This window comes from Micromonospora polyrhachis, from assembly GCF_014203835.1.
Taxonomy (GTDB): Bacteria; Actinomycetota; Actinomycetes; order Mycobacteriales; family Micromonosporaceae; genus Micromonospora_H; species Micromonospora_H polyrhachis.
This window is the reverse complement of record NZ_JACHJW010000001.1, coordinates 6,904,190-6,921,398: the sequence shown is the minus strand read 5'-3', so window position 1 is coordinate 6,921,398 and position 17,209 is coordinate 6,904,190. Positions and strand designations below refer to the sequence as shown.

General features: G+C 71.0%; 15 protein-coding genes. 13 read left to right on the top strand and 2 right to left on the bottom strand.

Annotation, left to right across the window (positions count from 1 at the left end; genetic code table 11):
* The first annotated feature begins 43 nt into the window (after positions 1–43).
* The 11 genes from FHR38_RS30675 to FHR38_RS30625 all read left to right on the top strand — a co-directional run bounded on the left by FHR38_RS30675 (position 44) and on the right by FHR38_RS30625 (position 13,957).
* Complete coding sequence (locus tag FHR38_RS30675; protein ID WP_221449257.1) at positions 44–940, top strand: LysR family transcriptional regulator; 897 nt, start codon at positions 44–46, stop codon at positions 938–940.
* 290 nt (positions 941–1,230) lie between these two features.
* A complete protein-coding gene (locus FHR38_RS30670; protein WP_184538728.1) occupies positions 1,231–2,007 on the top strand; it encodes a 2,3-dihydro-2,3-dihydroxybenzoate dehydrogenase in 777 nt (258 codons plus the stop codon).
* 131 nt (positions 2,008–2,138) lie between these two features.
* On the top strand, positions 2,139–3,323 hold the full coding sequence (locus tag FHR38_RS30665) for an isochorismate synthase (RefSeq protein WP_184538726.1): 1,185 nt from the start codon (positions 2,139–2,141) through the stop codon (positions 3,321–3,323).
* Positions 3,313–4,923, top strand: a complete 1,611-nt coding sequence (locus tag FHR38_RS30660) for a (2,3-dihydroxybenzoyl)adenylate synthase (RefSeq protein ID WP_184538724.1) — start codon at positions 3,313–3,315, stop codon at positions 4,921–4,923. The genes FHR38_RS30665 and FHR38_RS30660 overlap by 11 nt, the downstream gene beginning before the upstream one ends.
* 3 nt (positions 4,924–4,926) lie before the next feature.
* Entirely contained in the window at positions 4,927–5,565 is a 639-nt protein-coding gene (locus FHR38_RS30655; RefSeq protein ID WP_184538722.1) for an isochorismatase family protein, read from the top strand.
* Positions 5,562–5,780, top strand: a complete 219-nt coding sequence (locus FHR38_RS30650) for a phosphopantetheine-binding protein (RefSeq protein WP_184538719.1) — start codon at positions 5,562–5,564, stop codon at positions 5,778–5,780. Before FHR38_RS30655 ends, FHR38_RS30650 begins: the two co-directional genes overlap by 4 nt.
* Positions 5,777–6,859, top strand: a complete 1,083-nt coding sequence (locus FHR38_RS30645; protein WP_184538717.1) for a 3-deoxy-7-phosphoheptulonate synthase — start codon at positions 5,777–5,779, stop codon at positions 6,857–6,859. Before FHR38_RS30650 ends, FHR38_RS30645 begins: the two co-directional genes overlap by 4 nt.
* On the top strand, positions 6,856–10,890 hold the full coding sequence (locus tag FHR38_RS30640) for a thioester reductase domain-containing protein (RefSeq protein WP_184538715.1): 4,035 nt from the start codon (positions 6,856–6,858) through the stop codon (positions 10,888–10,890). The genes FHR38_RS30645 and FHR38_RS30640 overlap by 4 nt, the downstream gene beginning before the upstream one ends.
* Positions 10,891–10,977: 87 nt before the next feature.
* Positions 10,978–11,796 (top strand): ABC transporter ATP-binding protein, encoded by an 819-nt coding sequence (locus tag FHR38_RS30635; protein WP_312882497.1) that lies wholly within the window; start codon positions 10,978–10,980, stop codon positions 11,794–11,796.
* Complete coding sequence (locus FHR38_RS30630; RefSeq protein ID WP_184538711.1) at positions 11,793–12,860, top strand: FecCD family ABC transporter permease; 1,068 nt, start codon at positions 11,793–11,795, stop codon at positions 12,858–12,860. The genes FHR38_RS30635 and FHR38_RS30630 overlap by 4 nt, the downstream gene beginning before the upstream one ends.
* A gap of 29 nt (positions 12,861–12,889) precedes the next feature.
* Positions 12,890–13,957 (top strand): FecCD family ABC transporter permease, encoded by a 1,068-nt coding sequence (locus FHR38_RS30625; protein ID WP_184540475.1) that lies wholly within the window; start codon positions 12,890–12,892, stop codon positions 13,955–13,957.
* A gap of 96 nt (positions 13,958–14,053) precedes the next feature.
* Here the strand turns inward: FHR38_RS30625 and FHR38_RS30620 are convergent, their stop codons facing one another.
* Positions 14,054–14,512, bottom strand: coding sequence for an Lrp/AsnC family transcriptional regulator (locus tag FHR38_RS30620; protein ID WP_184538709.1), 459 nt, complete (start codon positions 14,510–14,512; stop codon positions 14,054–14,056).
* A 93-nt stretch (positions 14,513–14,605) separates the two neighbouring features.
* On the opposite strand from FHR38_RS30620, the gene FHR38_RS30615 reads away from it, so the two are divergent.
* The gene (locus FHR38_RS30615) at positions 14,606–15,457 is read left to right on the top strand and encodes an LLM class flavin-dependent oxidoreductase (RefSeq protein ID WP_184538707.1); all 852 of its coding nucleotides are present in this window, start codon (positions 14,606–14,608) and stop codon (positions 15,455–15,457) included.
* Positions 15,454–15,879: a nucleoside deaminase gene (locus FHR38_RS30610; protein WP_184538705.1), complete on the top strand. Its 426-nt coding sequence runs from the start codon at positions 15,454–15,456 to the stop codon at positions 15,877–15,879. Before FHR38_RS30615 ends, FHR38_RS30610 begins: the two co-directional genes overlap by 4 nt.
* A gap of 182 nt (positions 15,880–16,061) precedes the next feature.
* On the opposite strand, the gene fepB is transcribed toward FHR38_RS30610, so the two are convergent.
* Entirely contained in the window at positions 16,062–17,102 is a 1,041-nt protein-coding gene (gene fepB / locus FHR38_RS30605) for a Fe2+-enterobactin ABC transporter substrate-binding protein (RefSeq protein ID WP_184538703.1), read from the bottom strand.
* Between the last annotated feature and the right edge of the window lie 107 nt (positions 17,103–17,209).

Here is a 17,209-nt window from a genome sequence, read left to right as displayed (position 1 = left end):
CGCGGAACGTCCGATTAGCAGAACTAAGCGATAGCGGGGTGTGATGGAGCGTCACGAGATCGAGACCTTCCTCGCTCTCGCGCAGGAACTGCACTTCCGTCGTACCGCCGAGCGGCTGCACATCAGTAGCGGCCGGGTCAGCCAGACCATCGCCAAGCTGGAACGTCGTATCGGCTCGGCGCTGTTCGAGCGCACCAGCCGCCACGTCCAGCTGACCGAGGTCGGTCGCCGCCTGTATGACGACATCGCCCCGCATCACCGCGCCATCCAGGAGGCCGTCGCCCGTGCGACAGCCGCTGCCCGAGACGCTAGCCACATCCTGCGCGTGGGATTCCTGGGACCCGCGACGGGTGCCGTCCTCTTCCGAGTGATCAGCACCTACCGAGACCGCCATCCGGGCTGCGAGGTGCAGGTGGTCCTGGAGGCGTCGCTCAGCGATCATGTTGCCGCGCTGCGGGAGGGCATGGTCGACGTGTTGGCCACGATGCTTCCGATCGAGGAACCCGACCTGGTGGTCGGTCCGAGCCTGCTGCGGGAGGGACGCATCCTGGCGGTGCCGACCGGTCATCCCTTCGCTCGGCGGGACCAGATCACGCTGGAGGATCTGGCCGGGGAAACCGCCATCTATGCCGCAAGTCCGGCACCAGCGTACTGGCAGGAGTTCCACCACCCCACGCGAACTCCCAGCGGCAGGCCCATCCACCGTGGCCCGGACGTCGACACCGTCCAGGCTGGGCTCACGATTATCGGGGCGGGCCAGGGTATCGCCCTGGCCACGGCCCAGGCTGGCCAGTACTTCCAACGCCCCGACATCACCTACGTCCCCGTCATCGACGGTGCCCCTGCCGAGTTCGTCCTGGTGTGGGCCGCCGAAGGTGAGAGCGCACACGTCCGGGCCTTTGCCGCTGCGGCGCGGATGGTCACCCCCAGCGTGACGTAGTCGGATCTGGCGCAGAGCCAGCCGCTGGCGGACGAGGGCGGTGCCAGCCACGAACAGGGTCGTCGCCTGCGCCCGGTCGAGTACTGCGCGGTCTTCGACGCCCCGTGACCTTCGACACTTCTCCGACGTAGGTCGAGATCAACACGTCATTCAATCGACAAACTTCGGTTTATTGGGGTGTTGGAGGGTGACAGGAGCGTCCCGAGGGGTTATGTTGCCCTAGCCTAACTAAGGCTAGCCTCACCTACATAGTGTGGATGGTCGGGCACCCCTTGATCGGGAGGAATGGAATGCGCCAGAGTGGAATCGCCGGGGTGACCGCGTTGGTCACCGGTGCTGGCCAGGGCATCGGACTGGCGGTCGCACGAGCGCTGCAGGCACACGGGGCTCGGGTCGCCGCCGTGGACCGGGAAGCCACCGGGATCCAACGACTGGCTCAGGAACACCCGGACACCATCCTCGGCTACCGCGCCGACGTCGCCCAGTCGACAGAGGTCGACGAGGTTGTGGCGACCGTCGAGCGTGACCTCGGTCCGATCGGGATCCTGGTCAACGTGGCCGGTGTGCTCCGGGTCGGGGCGGTGCTCGACTACCGCGACACCGACTGGGCGACCACCTTCGCGGTCAACACCTCCGGCGTCTTCCACACCTGCCGGGCGGTGGCCCGACGGATGACCCCGCGTCGACAGGGAGTGATCGTCACCGTCGCCTCCAACGCCGCCGGCGTGCCGCGTGTCGGCATGGCCGCCTATGCCGCATCCAAGGCCGCCGCCACCATGTTCACGAAGTCCCTCGGCCTGGAACTGGCCCCGCACGGCATTCGATGCAATGTCGTCGCCCCGGGCTCGACCGACACCCCGATGCAGCGGGCACTGTGGACCGGCGACGACGACTCCGCTCGGGTGATCGCCGGCACACCGGACACGTACCGGGTCGGCATTCCGCTGGGTCGGCTCGCCGCCCCCGAGGACATCGCCGACGCCGTGCTGTTCCTCGTCTCCGACCAGGCCCGGCACATCACCATGCACGACCTGTACGTCGACGGCGGCGCCACGCTGCGCGCCTGATCCAGCCCTCGCAGCGGTCCGACCGGCCGCCCGAGGAGCAGTCCCGGACCCGGGGCCACCACCCCGTGCCGTCCAGCTCAACAATCTGTCACCGCAGGACAGCGCCGTGCCTGTCGAATGGAGTCGCCACCGTGATCATCGCCCCGCCGGACGCCACCGCCACCGAACTGGTGGCGGCCTACGAACCGGGCACGTCGTCGCTGTTCGTCTCGCCGCGCGGCACCCTGCTCGCCGAGGGCACGTACTTCGCCGTACCGCCCTCCGCCCGACCGCATGGGCTGGGCGACCTCGCCGAACGGGTCCAGGCTGGGCTCGGTGTCGCCGAGGCGGCCGGCCACGAGACCCGCGTGGTCGTCGGCGCGGTTCCCTTCGACCCCGGCGCGTCGGCCCATCTGGTGGTCCCACAGCGGGTCCGGCGGGCCGGCCCACTGTCCGCCTTCGCGCCGGTCCCGGCGGCTGGACCGGCTACCGCACTACGCTGCACCGTCCAGGCCGAGCCCGCGCCCCGCCAGTACGCCGACGCGGTCGGCCGCGCCGTCGGTCGGATCCGGGGCGGCGACTACACGAAGGTGGTGCTCGCCCGATCGCTGCGGCTGACCGCGACCACCCCGCTGGATCTGCCCGCACTGCCCCGAGCCCTTGCCCGGCGGGACCCGCACGGTTACACCTTCGCGATGGACCTGGGCGCCGGTCGTACGTTGGTGGGGGCCAGCCCCGAACTGCTGGTGTCCCGCTTCGGGGCACGGGTGGTGGCGAACCCGATCGCCGGCTCGGCCGCCCGGCACCCCGATCCGGTGGAGGACGCGCGGCGAGGCACTGCCCTGCTCGCCTCGGCCAAGGACCGGCACGAACACGCGGTGGTGGTGGACGCGGTCGCCGCTGGCCTTCGGCCGCTCTGCGCCCGCCTCGACGTACCGGCCGAACCGTCGCTGGTCCGTACGGCGGCGCTCTGGCACCTCTCCACTCAGGTCACCGGCGAGGTCGCCGATCCGGCGATCTCGGCGCTGGCCCTGGCCACCGCCCTCCATCCGACCCCGGCGGTCTGCGGCACCCCGGCTGCCGACGCACGAGCAGCCATCGCCGAACTCGAACCCTTCGACCGGGGGTTCTACACCGGGCTGGTCGGCTGGGGCGACGCCAACGGCGACGGCGAATGGGTGGTGGCGGTGCGCTGCGGCCTGGCCGAAGGGGACACGCTGCGGCTCTACGCCGGAGCCGGCATCGTCGCCGACTCGGTGCCCGAGGCGGAACTGGCCGAGACCACCGCCAAGTTCGGTACCTTCCTGACCGCGCTGGGGGTGTCCGATGTGGCCTGAAGAGTTCGCCGCCCGCTACCGCGCCCAGGGCTACTGGCGCGGCGAGACCTTCAGCGACCTGCTGGCGACCTGCGCCCGGCGCTACGGCGACCAGATCGCCGTGGTCGAGGGCGAGCGCCGGGTCAGCTACGCCGAGCTGGCTGACCGGGCTGATCGGCTGGCCGCCGGCCTGTCCGGGATCGGCGTGCGGCACGGCGACCGCGTGGTGGTGCAGCTGCCCAACGTCGTGGAGTTCTTCGACGTCATCTTCGCGCTGTTCCGCCTCGGTGCCCTGCCGGTGTTCGCGCTGCCCGCCCACCGGGCCGCCGAGATCGGCTACTTCTGTGCGCACACCGAGGCCGTCGCGTACATCACCACCGCCGTGCACGAGGGCTTCGACCACCGGCAGTTGGCCGCGGTCGCCGGGGATGCGCGGGTCATCGTGGCCGCTGACCCGGGCGAGCACACCGCCCTGGCCGACCTGTACCTCACACCGACCGCGCTGCCACCCGGCCCCGCCGCCGCCGACCTGGCGTTCCTCCAGCTCTCCGGCGGCAGCACCGGGCTACCGAAACTGATCCCACGCACCCACGACGACTACCTCTACAGCGTGCGGGCCAGCGCCGAGATCTGCGAACTCTCCGGCGACACCGTCTACCTGTGCGCGTTGCCGGTGGCGCACAACTTCCCGCTCTCCTCGCCCGGCGTCCTCGGTGTGCTGTACGCCGGAGGGCGGGTCGTCCTGGCTCCCCGGCCCGACCCGGCCACGGCATTTCCGCTCATCGAACGCGAGGGCGTCACCATCACCGCCCTGGTCCCGCCGCTGGCGCTGCTCTGGCTGGACGCCGCATCCCGGCCCGGCACCGCCGCCGACCTGTCCACCCTGCGGGTGTTGCAGGTGGGTGGGGCGAAGCTGGCCGACGAGGTGGCTGGGCGGGTCGGCCCGACCCTCGGTTGCCAGGTTCAGCAGGTGTTCGGTATGGCCGAGGGTCTGGTCAACTACACCCGGTTCGGCGACCCGGGCGACATCGTGTTGCACACCCAGGGCCGGCCCATCTCACCCGACGACGAGATCTGGGTGGTCGACGACGAGGGGGTCGAGGTCCCACCGGGGGAGGTGGGTCATCTGCTCACCCGGGGGCCGTACACGATCCGGGGCTACTGGCGGGCCGAGGAGCACAACGCCACCGCGTTCACCCCGGACGGGTTCTACCGCACCGGTGACCTGGTCCGGGTCGTCGACGGCGGCTACCTCGTGGTGACCGGCCGGGCCAAGGACCAGATCAACCGGGGCGGGGAGAAGATCGCCGCCGAGGAGGTGGAGAACCACATCCTGGCCCACCCCGGCGTGCACGACGTCGCCGTGGTCGCCGTACCCGATCCGTATCTCGGCGAACGGACGTACGCGTTCGTCGTCGCCCGCCCGGACACGGAGCCGATGACCGCGCCCATGATCCGTGGTTTCGTCCGGCAGCGCGGGCTGGCGGCGTACAAGATCCCAGACAAGGTGGAGTTTGTCGACACGTTCCCGGTCACCGGCGTGGGCAAGGTCAGTCGCAAGGACCTGCGCGCCGCCCTGCGGGACCGACTCGCCAGCTCGACCACTCCGAAGGAAGGCTGAACCGTGCTGCCCAGCATCGCTCCCTATCCACTGCCGACCGAGGCGGAGCTGCCCGCCAACCGGGTGGCCTGGCGGCCCGACCCGGCCCGCGCGGTTCTGCTCATCCACGACATGCAGAACTACTTCCTCGACGCGTTCGGTACGCACGAGACGCCCCTGCCCGGCGTGGTGGAGAACATCGCGGCGATCCGCAAGCACTGCATCGATTTGGGCGTGCCGGTGGTCTTCTCGGCCCAGCCCGGCGGGCAGACCTCCGAGCAGCGCGGGCTGTTGCTCGACTTCTGGGGCGACGGTCTGCCGGCCGATCCGAGCGCCGCCGCGATCACCGACGCGCTCACCCCCGCACCGGGCGACGTGCAGCTCACCAAGTGGCGCTACAGCGCCTTCGTCCGCACTGACCTGGACGCGCTCTTCGGTGAGCGGGACCAGTTGCTCGTCACCGGCGTGTACGGCCACATCGGTGTGCTCGCCACCGTGCTGGACGCCTTCATGCGCGACATCCAGCCGTTCCTGCTGGCCGACGCGGTGGCCGACTTCACCGCCGAACACCACCGCGACACCCTGCGCCACGTCGCCCAGCGCTGTGGCTACGTCACCACCACCCGGTCCGCCGCCGACGCGCTGCTGGGGGTGGCGGCATGACCATCGAGACGCTGCGCGCGCAGGTGATCGAGGTACTGGGCGAGCCGGTCGGCGACGACGACAACCTGCTCGACGCCGGGCTGGACTCGATCCGGCTGATGACCCTGGTAGAACGCTGGCGGGCCGACGGGCACGAGGTGTCCTTCCTCGACCTGGCCGAGGACCCGACGATCGCCGGGTGGGCCACCCTGCTCGCCGACGCCGACGCCCGATGAACGCCGCACTTGTGGAGGCCGGCCCGCGCGTCGTCGCCGGTCTGCCCACGCCCGCCGAGCTGCGGGCCGCGTACCCGCTCGGACCCGAGCGGCAGGCGGATATCGGCCGGCATCGGCGGGCCATCGCCGACGTCCTCGACGGGGCGGACGACCGGCTCCTCGTCGTCGTCGGACCCTGCTCGGTGCACGACCCGGCAGCCGGGCTGCACTACGCCCGCCAACTGGCGACCGTCGCCGACCAGTTCGCCGACGACCTGCTGATCGTGCTGCGGGCCTACCTGGAGAAGCCCCGCACCATGATCGGGTGGAAGGGGCTGTTGGCCGACCCGTACCTGGACGGCACCCAGGACCTCGGCGCGGGGCTACGCATCGGGCGGGAGTTCCTGTGTCGGGCCGCCGAACTCGGCCTGCCCCTGGCGTACGAGTTCGTGGAGCCGCTCTTCGCCCCGTACCTGGCCGACCTGGTCTCCTGGGGAGCGATCGGCGCGCGGACCGTGGCCAGCCAGCCGCACCGGCAACTGGCCTCGGCCCTGCCCATGCCGGTCGGTATGAAGAACACCACCAGCGGTGACGTCAAGGCCGCCGCCGAGGCGGTGCACGCCGCCGCCGCGGCACACGTCTACGCCGGGCTCGACCCGGACGGCCATCCGGCGGTACTGCACAGCGCCGGTAACCGGGACTGCCACGTGGTGCTGCGCGGTGGGGTGACACCGAACTACGACGCCGCCTCAATGGCCTCGGCGCGGGCGGTCCTGCGGGCCGGGGGACTACCGGCCCGGCTGGTGGTGGACGCCTCGCACGGCAACAGCGGCAAGGACCACCGGCGGCAGCCGCTGGTCGTCGCCGATCTGGCCGCACAGCTCTCCGCCGGCCAGTGGGGCCTGGTCGGGGTGATGATCGAGTCATTCCTCGCCGAGGGACGACAGGAGATAGAAGCGACCCCACTGCGGTACGGGATGAGCGTCACCGACGCCTGCCTCGGCTGGCCCGACACCACCGCTGCCCTGGCGACCCTGGCCGACGCGGTACGACAGCGGCGGCACCGTGCCCACCCCGACGACGAGGTTTCCCAGCCGTGACCGACGCGTTGCCCCTGACCGCCGCGCAGGCCGGAATCTGGGCCGGCCAGCAGCTCGACCGGAGCAGCCCGGCCTACAACGCGGGGGAGTACGTCGAACTGCGCGGCCCGCTCGATGTACCGGTGTTCGAGGCGGCACTGCGGCAGGCGATGGCCGAGGCGGAAGCACTGCATGCCCGGTTCACCGACGCCCCGGCGCAACGCCTCGATTCGACGGTCGAGTGGCCGCTGCACCGGGTCGAGGTGGCCGACCAGGCGGAGGCGTTGGCCTGGATGCGCGCCGACCTGGCCACCCCGGCAGATCTGACGGCCGGTCCGCTCTTCACCCAGGCGCTGATCAGCACCGGTCCGGACACCCATCTGTGGTATCAGCGGGTGCACCACATCGCCGCCGACGGCTACGCCTTCGCGCTGCTGGCCCGACGGGTCGCCCAGCTCTACACCGCCACCCGGACCGGCCGCGACGCACAACGCGGCCGGTTCGCACCGTTGCGGCCCGTACTGGACGAGGACCTCGCCTACCGGGGCTCCGAGCGGTACACCGCCGATCGGGAGTTCTGGACGGAGTACCTTGCCGACGCGCCGGCCCCCGTCTCGCTGGCCCCGGCCATCTCGATGGGACACGGGGTGCGGCGGCACCGGGTGGCGCTACCCGCAACGCTGGACGCCAGCGGCACAGGCTGGCCCGATCTGGTGCTGGCGGCGGTGGTGGCGCTGCTGCACCGCCGTACCGGGGCCGGCGAAGTCGTGCTCGGCCTGCCGGTGATGGGGCGGCTCGGTTCCGCCGCGCTGCGGGTGCCGTGCATGGCGATGAACATCGTGCCGCTGCGGATCCCCGTCCCGCCCGAGGCGACCCTGACCGACCTGGCCGCCGTCGTCGGTGCCCAGTTGCGCGTCACCCGACCGCACCACCGCTACCGCTACGAGCAGTTGCGCCGTGACCTGGGACTGGTCGGCGGTGACTGGCGGCTCTTCGGGCCGGTGGTCAACATCATGCCGTTCGACTACCGGCTCGCGTTCGACGGGCTGACCGCCACCAGCCACAACGTCTCCGCCGGGCCGGTGGAGGACCTCTCCGTCGCGGTGGCCGACCGGGGCGACGGCCGGCACCTCGACCTGGACGCGAACCCGGCCGCCTATTCGGCTGCCGATCTGGCCGGCTACGCCGAGGAGCTGCTCGACCTGCTCGCCACGGTAGAGCGGGATGCCGCGGTGACCCGGCCGGTGCCGATCCTCGACGGTGGACCGCTGCCGGTGCCCGCCGAACCGGTCACCGAGCTGATCCGTCGGGCGGCCACCACCCATCCGGACCGGGTCGCGGTCGTTGACGGCCTCCGCCAGGTGACCTACGCCGAGCTGCTCGCCGACGCGACCGGGGTCGCCGACCGGCTGGCCGCACTCGGAGCCGGACCAGGCATTCTGGTTTCGGTGGCGCTACCCCGGGGCGTCGAGGCGGTCACCGCGATCCTCGGGACCCTGCTGTCCGGTGCCGCCTACCTGCCACTCGACCCGGACGGGCCGGTCGAGCGGGCCCAGACCGTGCTTGCCGACGCCCGGCCTGCCCTGAGCATCACGGCGGATGGCATCCAGCGCCGGTCGGACGGGATCGAGCGGGACCCTGACCTCGGCTACGTCATCTACACCTCCGGCTCGACCGGACGTCCCAACGGGGTGGCGGTCGGCCGGGCCGCACTGGCCCACTTCGTCGCCGGCGCCACCCACCGGTACGGCATCACCGGCACCGATCGGGTGCTCCAGTTCGCGCCGCTGCACTTCGACGCCAGCGTGGAGGAGATCTTCCTGACCCTGTGTGCGGGCGGCACGCTGGTGGTGCGTACCGAGCAGATGCTGGAGTCCATTGCCGACCTGCTGGGCGGCTGTGCCGAGTACGGCGTCACCGTGCTGGACCTGCCCACCGCGTACTGGCACGAGCTGGCGTACGCGGGACTGCCGATGCCCCCGGGACTCCGTACGGTGATCATCGGTGGGGAGGCGGCGCTCCCAGAGCGGGTCGCCCGTTGGCACGAGACGGTCGACACGGACGTGAGGTTGTTCAACACCTACGGCCCGACCGAGGCGACCGTGGTGGCCACCGTCGCCGAGTTGACGCCGGACGAGACCGAGGTGCCGATCGGGCGCCCGTTGCCGGGTGTGCGGTGTGCGGTCGTACACGACGAGTTGTGGCTGCTCGGCGGGGGACTGGCCACCGGCTATTTGGGCCAGCCGGAGCTGACCGGGCGTCGGTTCGGCGCGCTGGCCGGTGCGCGGGCCTACCGCACCGGGGACCGGGTGCGGCTGCGTCCCGACGGCCAACTCGTCTTTGCCGGCAGGGTGGACGAAGAGTTCAAGATCAGTGGGCATCGGGTCGACCCGGGTGAGGTCGAGTCGGTGCTGCTGCGCCATCCCGGCGTGGCCGAGGCGGCTGTGGTCGGCCGGGCCGGCACCGGGGGAGTCAAGCACCTGGTGGCCCATGTCGTCACCGAGCTGTCCGATGTGGAGTTGCGGGAGCACGCCGGCCGGGCACTGCCGGCGGCGCTGGTGCCGTCGGTCTTCGTCCGCACGACGCGGCTGCCGCGTAACTCCAGTGGAAAGATCGACCGGGCGGCTCTGCGGGCGGTCGAGGCCGCGCCGACCGAGACCGACGAGCCGGCCAGCGACGCCGAGCGCGCGGTGCTGATGGTGCTCCGCGAGGTGCTGGGTGCCGGTCGGATCGGGCCGGACGACGACTTCTTCGCCCTGGGCGGGCAGTCGTTGCAGAGCATCCAGGTCGCCAACCGGCTCGGGGTGCCGGTGGCGACGGTGTTCGCGCATCCGACCGCCGCCGGGCTGGCCCGGGTGCTGGCCGAGCGGTCCGGACCGGAGCCGGCTGTCGCAACAGCGCCGGCCCGGTTTGCCGCCCCGCCGGCGGAGGAGGTCGCCGAACACGTCAGGGACGCGGTACTGCCGGCCGGGATCATCCGCCGCCCGGTGCCCGGTGTCGGCCGGGTCCTGCTTACCGGGGCCACCGGGTTCGTCGGGGTCCACCTCCTCGCCGAACTGCTCGCCAGCTCGGCTGACCGGGTGGCCTGCCTGGTCCGGGCCGGTGACCCGGCCGCCGGACTGGACCGGCTCCGGGAGACCCTGGACCGGCACGGGCTGCGGGTGCCACTGGACCGGGTGGACGTCGTGGTCGGCGACCTGGCCCAGCCGTACGCCGGGCCGACCGTGGACGAGGTCTACCACGCGGGAGCATCGGTCAGCGTCGTACGCGGCTATCGCAGCCTGCGTCCGGCCAACGTGGACGGTACGCGTCACCTGCTCGCCCTGGGCGTGCCGTTTCACCACGTCTCCACCGTCGCGGTCGCCACTGAACCCGGCTTCGTCGCGGCGCATCCCGGCCTGCGGGACGGCTACCAGCGGTCCAAGTGGGCCGCGGAGGAACTCGTCCGACAGGCCGGTGACCGGGGTCTCCCGGTCACCGTCTACCGACTCGGGCGGGTGGTCGGCCCGGCCGACACCGGCTACGTCAACCCCGACGACCTGGTCTGGCGGATCCTGCGTGCGGGTGTACCCCGTGGAGTGCTGCCCGATCTCGGGGTTGCCGAGCCGTGGACACCGGTTGACTGGGTGGCGGCGACGGTGGTCGCGCTGGCCCGCTCCGGTGCGACCGGCGTGCACAACCTGGTGCCGCTGCCCCCGGTACGGCTGTCGCAGGTGGCCGCCTGGGTGAGCGACTACGGCTTCGCCGTGGAAACGGTGCCGTTGCCCAGGTGGCGGGACCGGGTACGGGCCGACGCCTCGGACCCTGACAGCGCCACCCTGGCCTTCTTCGACCAGGCCGATTCCATTGCCCCTGACCGGCCCGAGTCCATTGGCTCCGGCCAGCCCGGACGAGTCGGCTCCGGCCAGCCCGGATCGGGCCGGCGGCCCGGCTTCCTCGAGGTACAGCCGCCCGTTGCCGGCCCACCGTGCCCACCGGTCGATCGAGCGCTCATGCACCGCTACCTCGACCATGCCGTCAAGGTCGGGCTGCTACCCGCACCCGGCTGCTGAGTCCGACGGCCGAGCAGGAATCGAGCCGGACGGTCGATGGGTGGGCTTATGTTAGCCTCACCAAAGTTAAGAAGAGAGGTGATCGTCGTGGCGGGATCCTCCCGGCTGCGCGCCGAGGGACTAGCGCTCGCCTACGACCAGCGGGTCGTCGCCGAGCACCTGGACGTGACGATTCCCGACAACTCGTTCACCGTGATCGTCGGACCGAACGCCTGCGGGAAGTCGACGCTGTTGCGGGCGCTGTCCCGGATGCTGCGTCCCCAGGCGGGCGCGGTCTACCTGGACGGTCGGCAGATCACCACCTATCCGGCCCGGGAACTGGCCCGCCAGCTCGGATTGCTACCGCAGACCCCGATCGCCCCAGACGGGATCACCGTGGTCGACCTCGTCGCCCGGGGGCGCTATCCACACCAGACGGTGTGGCGGCAGTGGTCACGCGAGGACGAACGGGTCGTACACGAGTCCATGGTGGCCACGGGCGTAACCGACCTTGCCCAGCGGCGGGTCGACGAACTCTCCGGTGGCCAGCGGCAGCGGGTGTGGCTCGCCATGGCGCTGGCCCAACGCACCGATCTGCTGCTGCTGGACGAGCCGACGACGTTCCTCGACATCACCCACCAGATCGAGGTGCTCGACCTCTGCGCCGACCTCCAGGAAGCCGGTCGGACCCTGGTAGCCGTCCTGCACGACCTCAACCAGGCGTGCCGGTACGCGACTCACATCATCGCGATGCGGGACGGCCGGGTCGTCGCCGAGGGCGTACCGGCCGAGGTCGTCGACGCCGAGCTGGTCCGTCGGGTGTTCGACCTGGACTGTGAGGTGATCACCGACCCGCAGTCCGGTGGCCCCCTGGTGGTGCCGGTCGCCCGGCGCCGGGCCAGGTCCGCCGCGTTGGTCGGCGCATGACCACCGCCTCGGTCCACCCTGGCGACACCGGCACACCAGCACACCAGGCGACGCCGCCCCCGCTCGGTCGACCCCGTGGCCGCCGCTGGCTCGGTCTCGTCGTCGGTCTCGTCATCCTCGCTGTCACCATGCTGCTCAGCATCGCCGTCGGGGCCCGGGCGATCCCGCCCGACACCGTGTGGCAACTGCTGTGGCATCCGGACGGATCCGAACTGTCGGTCACCATCCACGAACTGCGGATTCCGCGCACCCTGCTCGGTCTGCTGGTCGGGGTCGGGCTCGGTCTCGCCGGTGTGCTCATGCAGGCGTTGACCCGCAACCCGTTGGCCGATCCCGGCCTCTTCGGGGTCAACGCCGGTGCGGCGTTCGCGGTGGTCTCCGCCGTGGTGTTCTTCGGCCTCACCGAACCCGGCGAATACCTGTGGTTTGCGCTCCTCGGCGCGGGCCTCACCGCGGCGGTGGTCTACGTCCTCGGGGGAGCCGGCCGTCCCTCCTCCCACACCAGGCTGGCGCTGGCCGGGTTCGCGGTCGCCGCCGCGCTTCAGGCGGTCACCCACGGCTTCACCACCATGAACGCCACCGCGTACGACGAGATCCGGTTCTGGCTGGTGGGGACCTTCGCCGGCCGAGAGGCCGAGGTCGTCGTCGGGGTGGCACCGCTGATCGCCGTCGGCGCGGTGCTGGCCCTCTTCCTCGGCCGGTCGCTGAACGCGCTCGCCCTCGGCGACGACTCCGGTCGCGCGCTCGGTGCCCGCCCCGGCCGTACCCGAGCCCTGGGCACGCTGGCGGTGCTGTTGCTCTGCGGGGCGGCCACCGCAGGGGCCGGACCGATCCACTTCCTGGGCCTGGCGGTGCCGCACATCGTACGGCTGATCACCGGTCCGGACCATCGCTGGCTGCTCGCCTACAGCGCCGTCTACGCCCCGGCCCTGCTGCTCCTTGCCGACGTACTCGGCCGGGTGATCGCCTTCCCCGCCGAGGTGCCGGTGGGCATCGTCATGGCCTTCCTCGGCGCGCCGATCTTCATCGTCCTGTTGCGCCGCCGGCACGCGGTGACGCACTGACCCGCCAAGCGAGGTAACCCGTGACGGCCATGGACCACCGCTCGGCCGGCGGGGTCGGCGTGACGCTGACCCCGGCCCTGCGCTCGCCCACCGACCGGTTCTCCGTACGGCTTCGTCGCCGGCCGTTGCTGGTGAGCCTGCTGCTCCTGGTGCTCGCGGTGGGCACCGCCCTGTTCTCACTGAGCTGGGGCAGCGCGGTGCCGGTCGCAGAGACGTTGGCCGCGTTGGTCGGTGCCGGTACCCCGGCCACGGACCTGGTGGTCTTCCAGATCCGGCTGCCCCGGGTGCTGGGGGCACTGCTGGTCGGAATCTGCCTCGGCGTCGCCGGGGCACAGTTCCAGAGCCTGACCCGTAACCCGTTGGGTAGCCCCGACATCGTCGGTTTCACCAGCGGCGCGTCGGCCGGTGCGGTCTTCGTGCTGCTGGTCATCGGTGAGCAGGCCATGGCGGTGTCCACCGGCGCGATCGGCTTCGGCCTGGCCACCGCCGTCATCATGTACCTGTTGTCCTGGCGGCGCGGCGTGAACGGGGTGCGACTGGTCCTGGTGGGCGTGGCGGTCAGCGCGATGCTCGAATCCGTCACCGCCTACCTGCTGATCCAGGCCGACATCTACGAGTCGCAGGCGGCGCACGTCTGGCTCGTCGGAAGCCTCGCCGCCACCAAGTGGGACCAGGTCTGGCTGCTGGTGGGCGTGATCGTGCTGCTGGTGCCGGCGGCGGTCATGCTGTCCCGGCCGCTGGACCAGCTGAGTCTGGGCGACGAGGCGGCCCGTTCGCTCGGGCTGCGGGTGGAGCGGACCCGGCTGGCGGTGCTCGCCACGGCGGTCATCCTCTCCGGGGTGTCCGTTGCCGCGGTCGGACCGATCGCCTTCGTGGCGCTCGCCGCTCCGCAACTCGCCCGCCGACTCACCGCCGGCCCCGGGGTCGGTGTCATCCCGGCGGCCTTCATGGGTGCCCTGCTGCTCTGCGTCGCCGATCTGGTCGCTCGGCTGCTGCCACTGCCCGGCCAACTTCCGGTCGGCGTGGTCACCGGCGGTCTCGGCGGTGGCTACCTGGCTTGGCTGCTGTGGCGTGAGCATCGGTCCGGCCGCGCCTGAACCGTTCCGCTCCACCGTTTCGCCGTGGACCGCTCCGCACGGGCTCCGAGCAGACCAGAGTCAGTAGGTGCAGCCGCAGGGGCGTTCGTGCGGCGGTCACGTGCGGGACGGCGTCGGGCGCGGGCCGCGATAGGGCAGGGTGGCGCTGTAGACCACGTTGGTGGTGGTGCTGCCGAACCCGGCGAGGTCGTTGACGACCTGTTCGAGGTGTGCCATCGACGTCGCGGCCACTTTCAGCACGTAACAGTCGTCTCCCGTGGTGCGCAGGCACTCCAGGATCTCCGACCGTCGCTCCAGTAGCCGGTGCAGCGGTTCGTGCCGGCTGCCGGGATACTTCAGCCGGACCACCGCGAGCACGGCGAAGCCCGCCTTGGGTAGGTCGACCTCGGCGCGGTAGCCGCTGATCACGCCTGTCGCCTCCAGCCGCCTCACCCGTTCACTGGTGGCCGACGCACTCAACTTCACCCGGCGGCTGAGTTCGGTGATGGGCAGTCGGCCATCGTCCTGCAACTCGATCAGGATGGACCAATCGACAGAATCAAGATTCTCGGCCATCGGGCGATTTTACCGGTGGAACCACGGGAAAAGCCGGCAAAGGCAGGGAACACGATGTTCCCGCGCGGACTCACCCTGGCTAGCGTATAAGACGTGCAAATTGGTGTGAACGTACCGAACTTCGCTCCGGGTACCGACCCCGATGTGCTGCGACGGTGGGCGCAGACGGTCGAGGGCCTCGGCTTCGACCTGCTGATGGTCTCCGATCACATCGCGGTGACCCCGGACGTGGCCGAGAAGTATCCGGCGCCGTTCTACGAGCCGTTCACCACGCTGTCCTGGCTGGCCGGGGTGACCCAGCGGGTCCGGCTGGGCACCACGGTACTCATCGTTCCGTACCGGCACCCGCTGCTCACCGCCCGGATGGCGGCGAACCTCAACCGGCTCAGTGCGGGCCGACTCGTTCTCGGCGTCGGTGTGGGCTGGGCTCGGCAGGAGTTCGAGGCGCTTGGTGTGCCGTTCCGGCGGCGCGGCGCGCTGACCGACGAGTACCTGCACACCATGCGCGACGCCTGGCGGAACACCGACGACTACGACACAGCCGCGATCCCGATCTGGGTCGGCGGCAACAGCGAAGCCGGCATGCGTCGCGCGGTACTGCTCGGTGACGCCTGGCACCCGCTGCGGGTTAACACCGGATGGCTGGCGGACGCAGCCGGGCGACTGAAGGCCACCGCCGACGAACTGGGCCGCCCGGTGCCCGCGTTGACGCCGCGCATCAAACTCCGGGAGACCCGAGAAGCGATCACCGCCCCGGACCGGCTCGCCGGTGTCGGCACCATCGAGCAGATCATCTCCGACATCGATCAGATGCGTCTGCTCGGCGCGGAGACGGTGGTGCTCGACCCGTTCAACGACGACCTGACCGAGATCCGCCAGCCCGAACGCGCCTGGCGGACACTTGCGGCCGTGGCCGCGTACCACAGATCCCAGGAGGACCGATGACCCCCGACGACGAGAAGTTCCTCCGCCGTGCCGTGGAACTCGCCGGCATGGCCGGAGCGTCCGGCGAACGGCCGTTCGGCTCGCTGCTGGTCGGTGCGGACGGCACCGTCCTGATCGAGGACCACAACACCGTGGTCGCCGACTCGGACATCACCGCCCATCCGGAACTGAAGCTGGCCCGTTGGGCCGCCCGGGAACTCGCCCCCGACCTGGCCGCTGGCACCACTATGTTCACCAGTTGCCAGCCCTGTCCGATGTGCACGACCGCGATCAACCGGTCCGGTCTCGGCCGGGTCGTGTACGCCCTCTCCAGCGAGCAGTTCGAGGAGGTCAGGCCAGCCACCCCGCCGCTGCCCCCGGTCCGGTACGAGGGACCGGCGCTGTTCGATGAGGCACGCCAGCCGATCGACAACTATTACTAGGGCATCCGCGTGGCCGCGAGCCCTCCCGGCCATCACCGGGTCGAAGTCCAGCAGCGTCAGGGGGCTGGACTCCAGGCACGATCCGTACCCACCGGTGCCGGTCGTCGCCGAACTCCGCAGCCATAGAAACCTGCGGGCTCCCGGCTGTGCCGGGAGCCCGCAGGTTCGGATCGTGGTGGGGATCAGACCGCGAAGGTCTTCTCGATCCGCTCCAGCACCGCGCTGGCGCTGAAGTAGTCCATCCGGAACGAGTCCAGACCCAGGTCGTACGCCCGGTTCTCGGTGACGGCGGGCAGCGACTTCCACAGCGGCGCGGCCTTGGCCGTGGCGATCTGCTCGGCGTTGTGACCGACGAAGAAGACTGAGCTGTCGGCGAGTGCCGGTCCGAGGTTCTCCTGGGCGACGGTGACGACGTCGTTGCGGTTGCCCCCCTCGGGACCGTCGGCGCTGAAGTTCTTCGGAACCTCCCGGACCTTCAGGCCGAGGGTGGCGAGGAGCTTGCCCTGCGCGGACTCCTTGGTGAAGATGACGATCTGGGTACCGTTGTTGCGCAGCGGGGCAACATCCTGCGTCGGGACCTTGATCTTGCCCTTGACCGCGGTCACCTGCGCGTCGAACTTGCCCAGGACCTCCTTGGCCTTGTCCGCCAAGCCGATCGCCTCACCCAGCTTGCTGGTCAGGTCCTGCCAGGAAATGTTGTCGTAGCGGTAGATCAGCGTCGGCGCGATGCCCTTGAGCTGGTCGTAGAACTTCGCCGTGCTGTCCGCGCCGGACGCGGCCCCGATGATCAGGTCGGGCTTGGCCTCGACGACCTTCTCCAGGTTCGGCTCGGCACCGGCATAGACGACCTCGACGTTGCGCTGCTTGGCGACATCGGACCACTGGAGGAAATAGCCGGTCTTGTCGGAGAACGGGCCGGGGGCGACCTGGGTGGCCACCACCGGGGCGTCCAGGGCGAGTAGGTGACCGGTGAGGGTGACGCTGAGCGAGACGATCCGCTTCGGCTTGGCCGGTACGTTCTCCGTGGTGCCAGCGTCGTGGGTGACGCTACGGGCCTTGTCCGTGCCGTTGTCGGCCGGCTCGTCGGTGTCCGAGCCGCAACCGGCGAGCGCCGTGACGGCGACGACCGCAGCGGCGGCCACGAGGCCAGCCCGCCGCCGGATACCCAGCTTGCCGGTGTCGGCCCCGTCGCCCGACGAGCGACGGAAAAGCGCTGTCCGCACTTGGTTTCCTCCTTGCGTAGGCGAGCGGGTTACGGCGCTGCTCCGGCCGATTCGAGGGCCCGCTTTCGCAGGGTAGGCTAACCTATCTTTCGATCGAATGGTGTTCG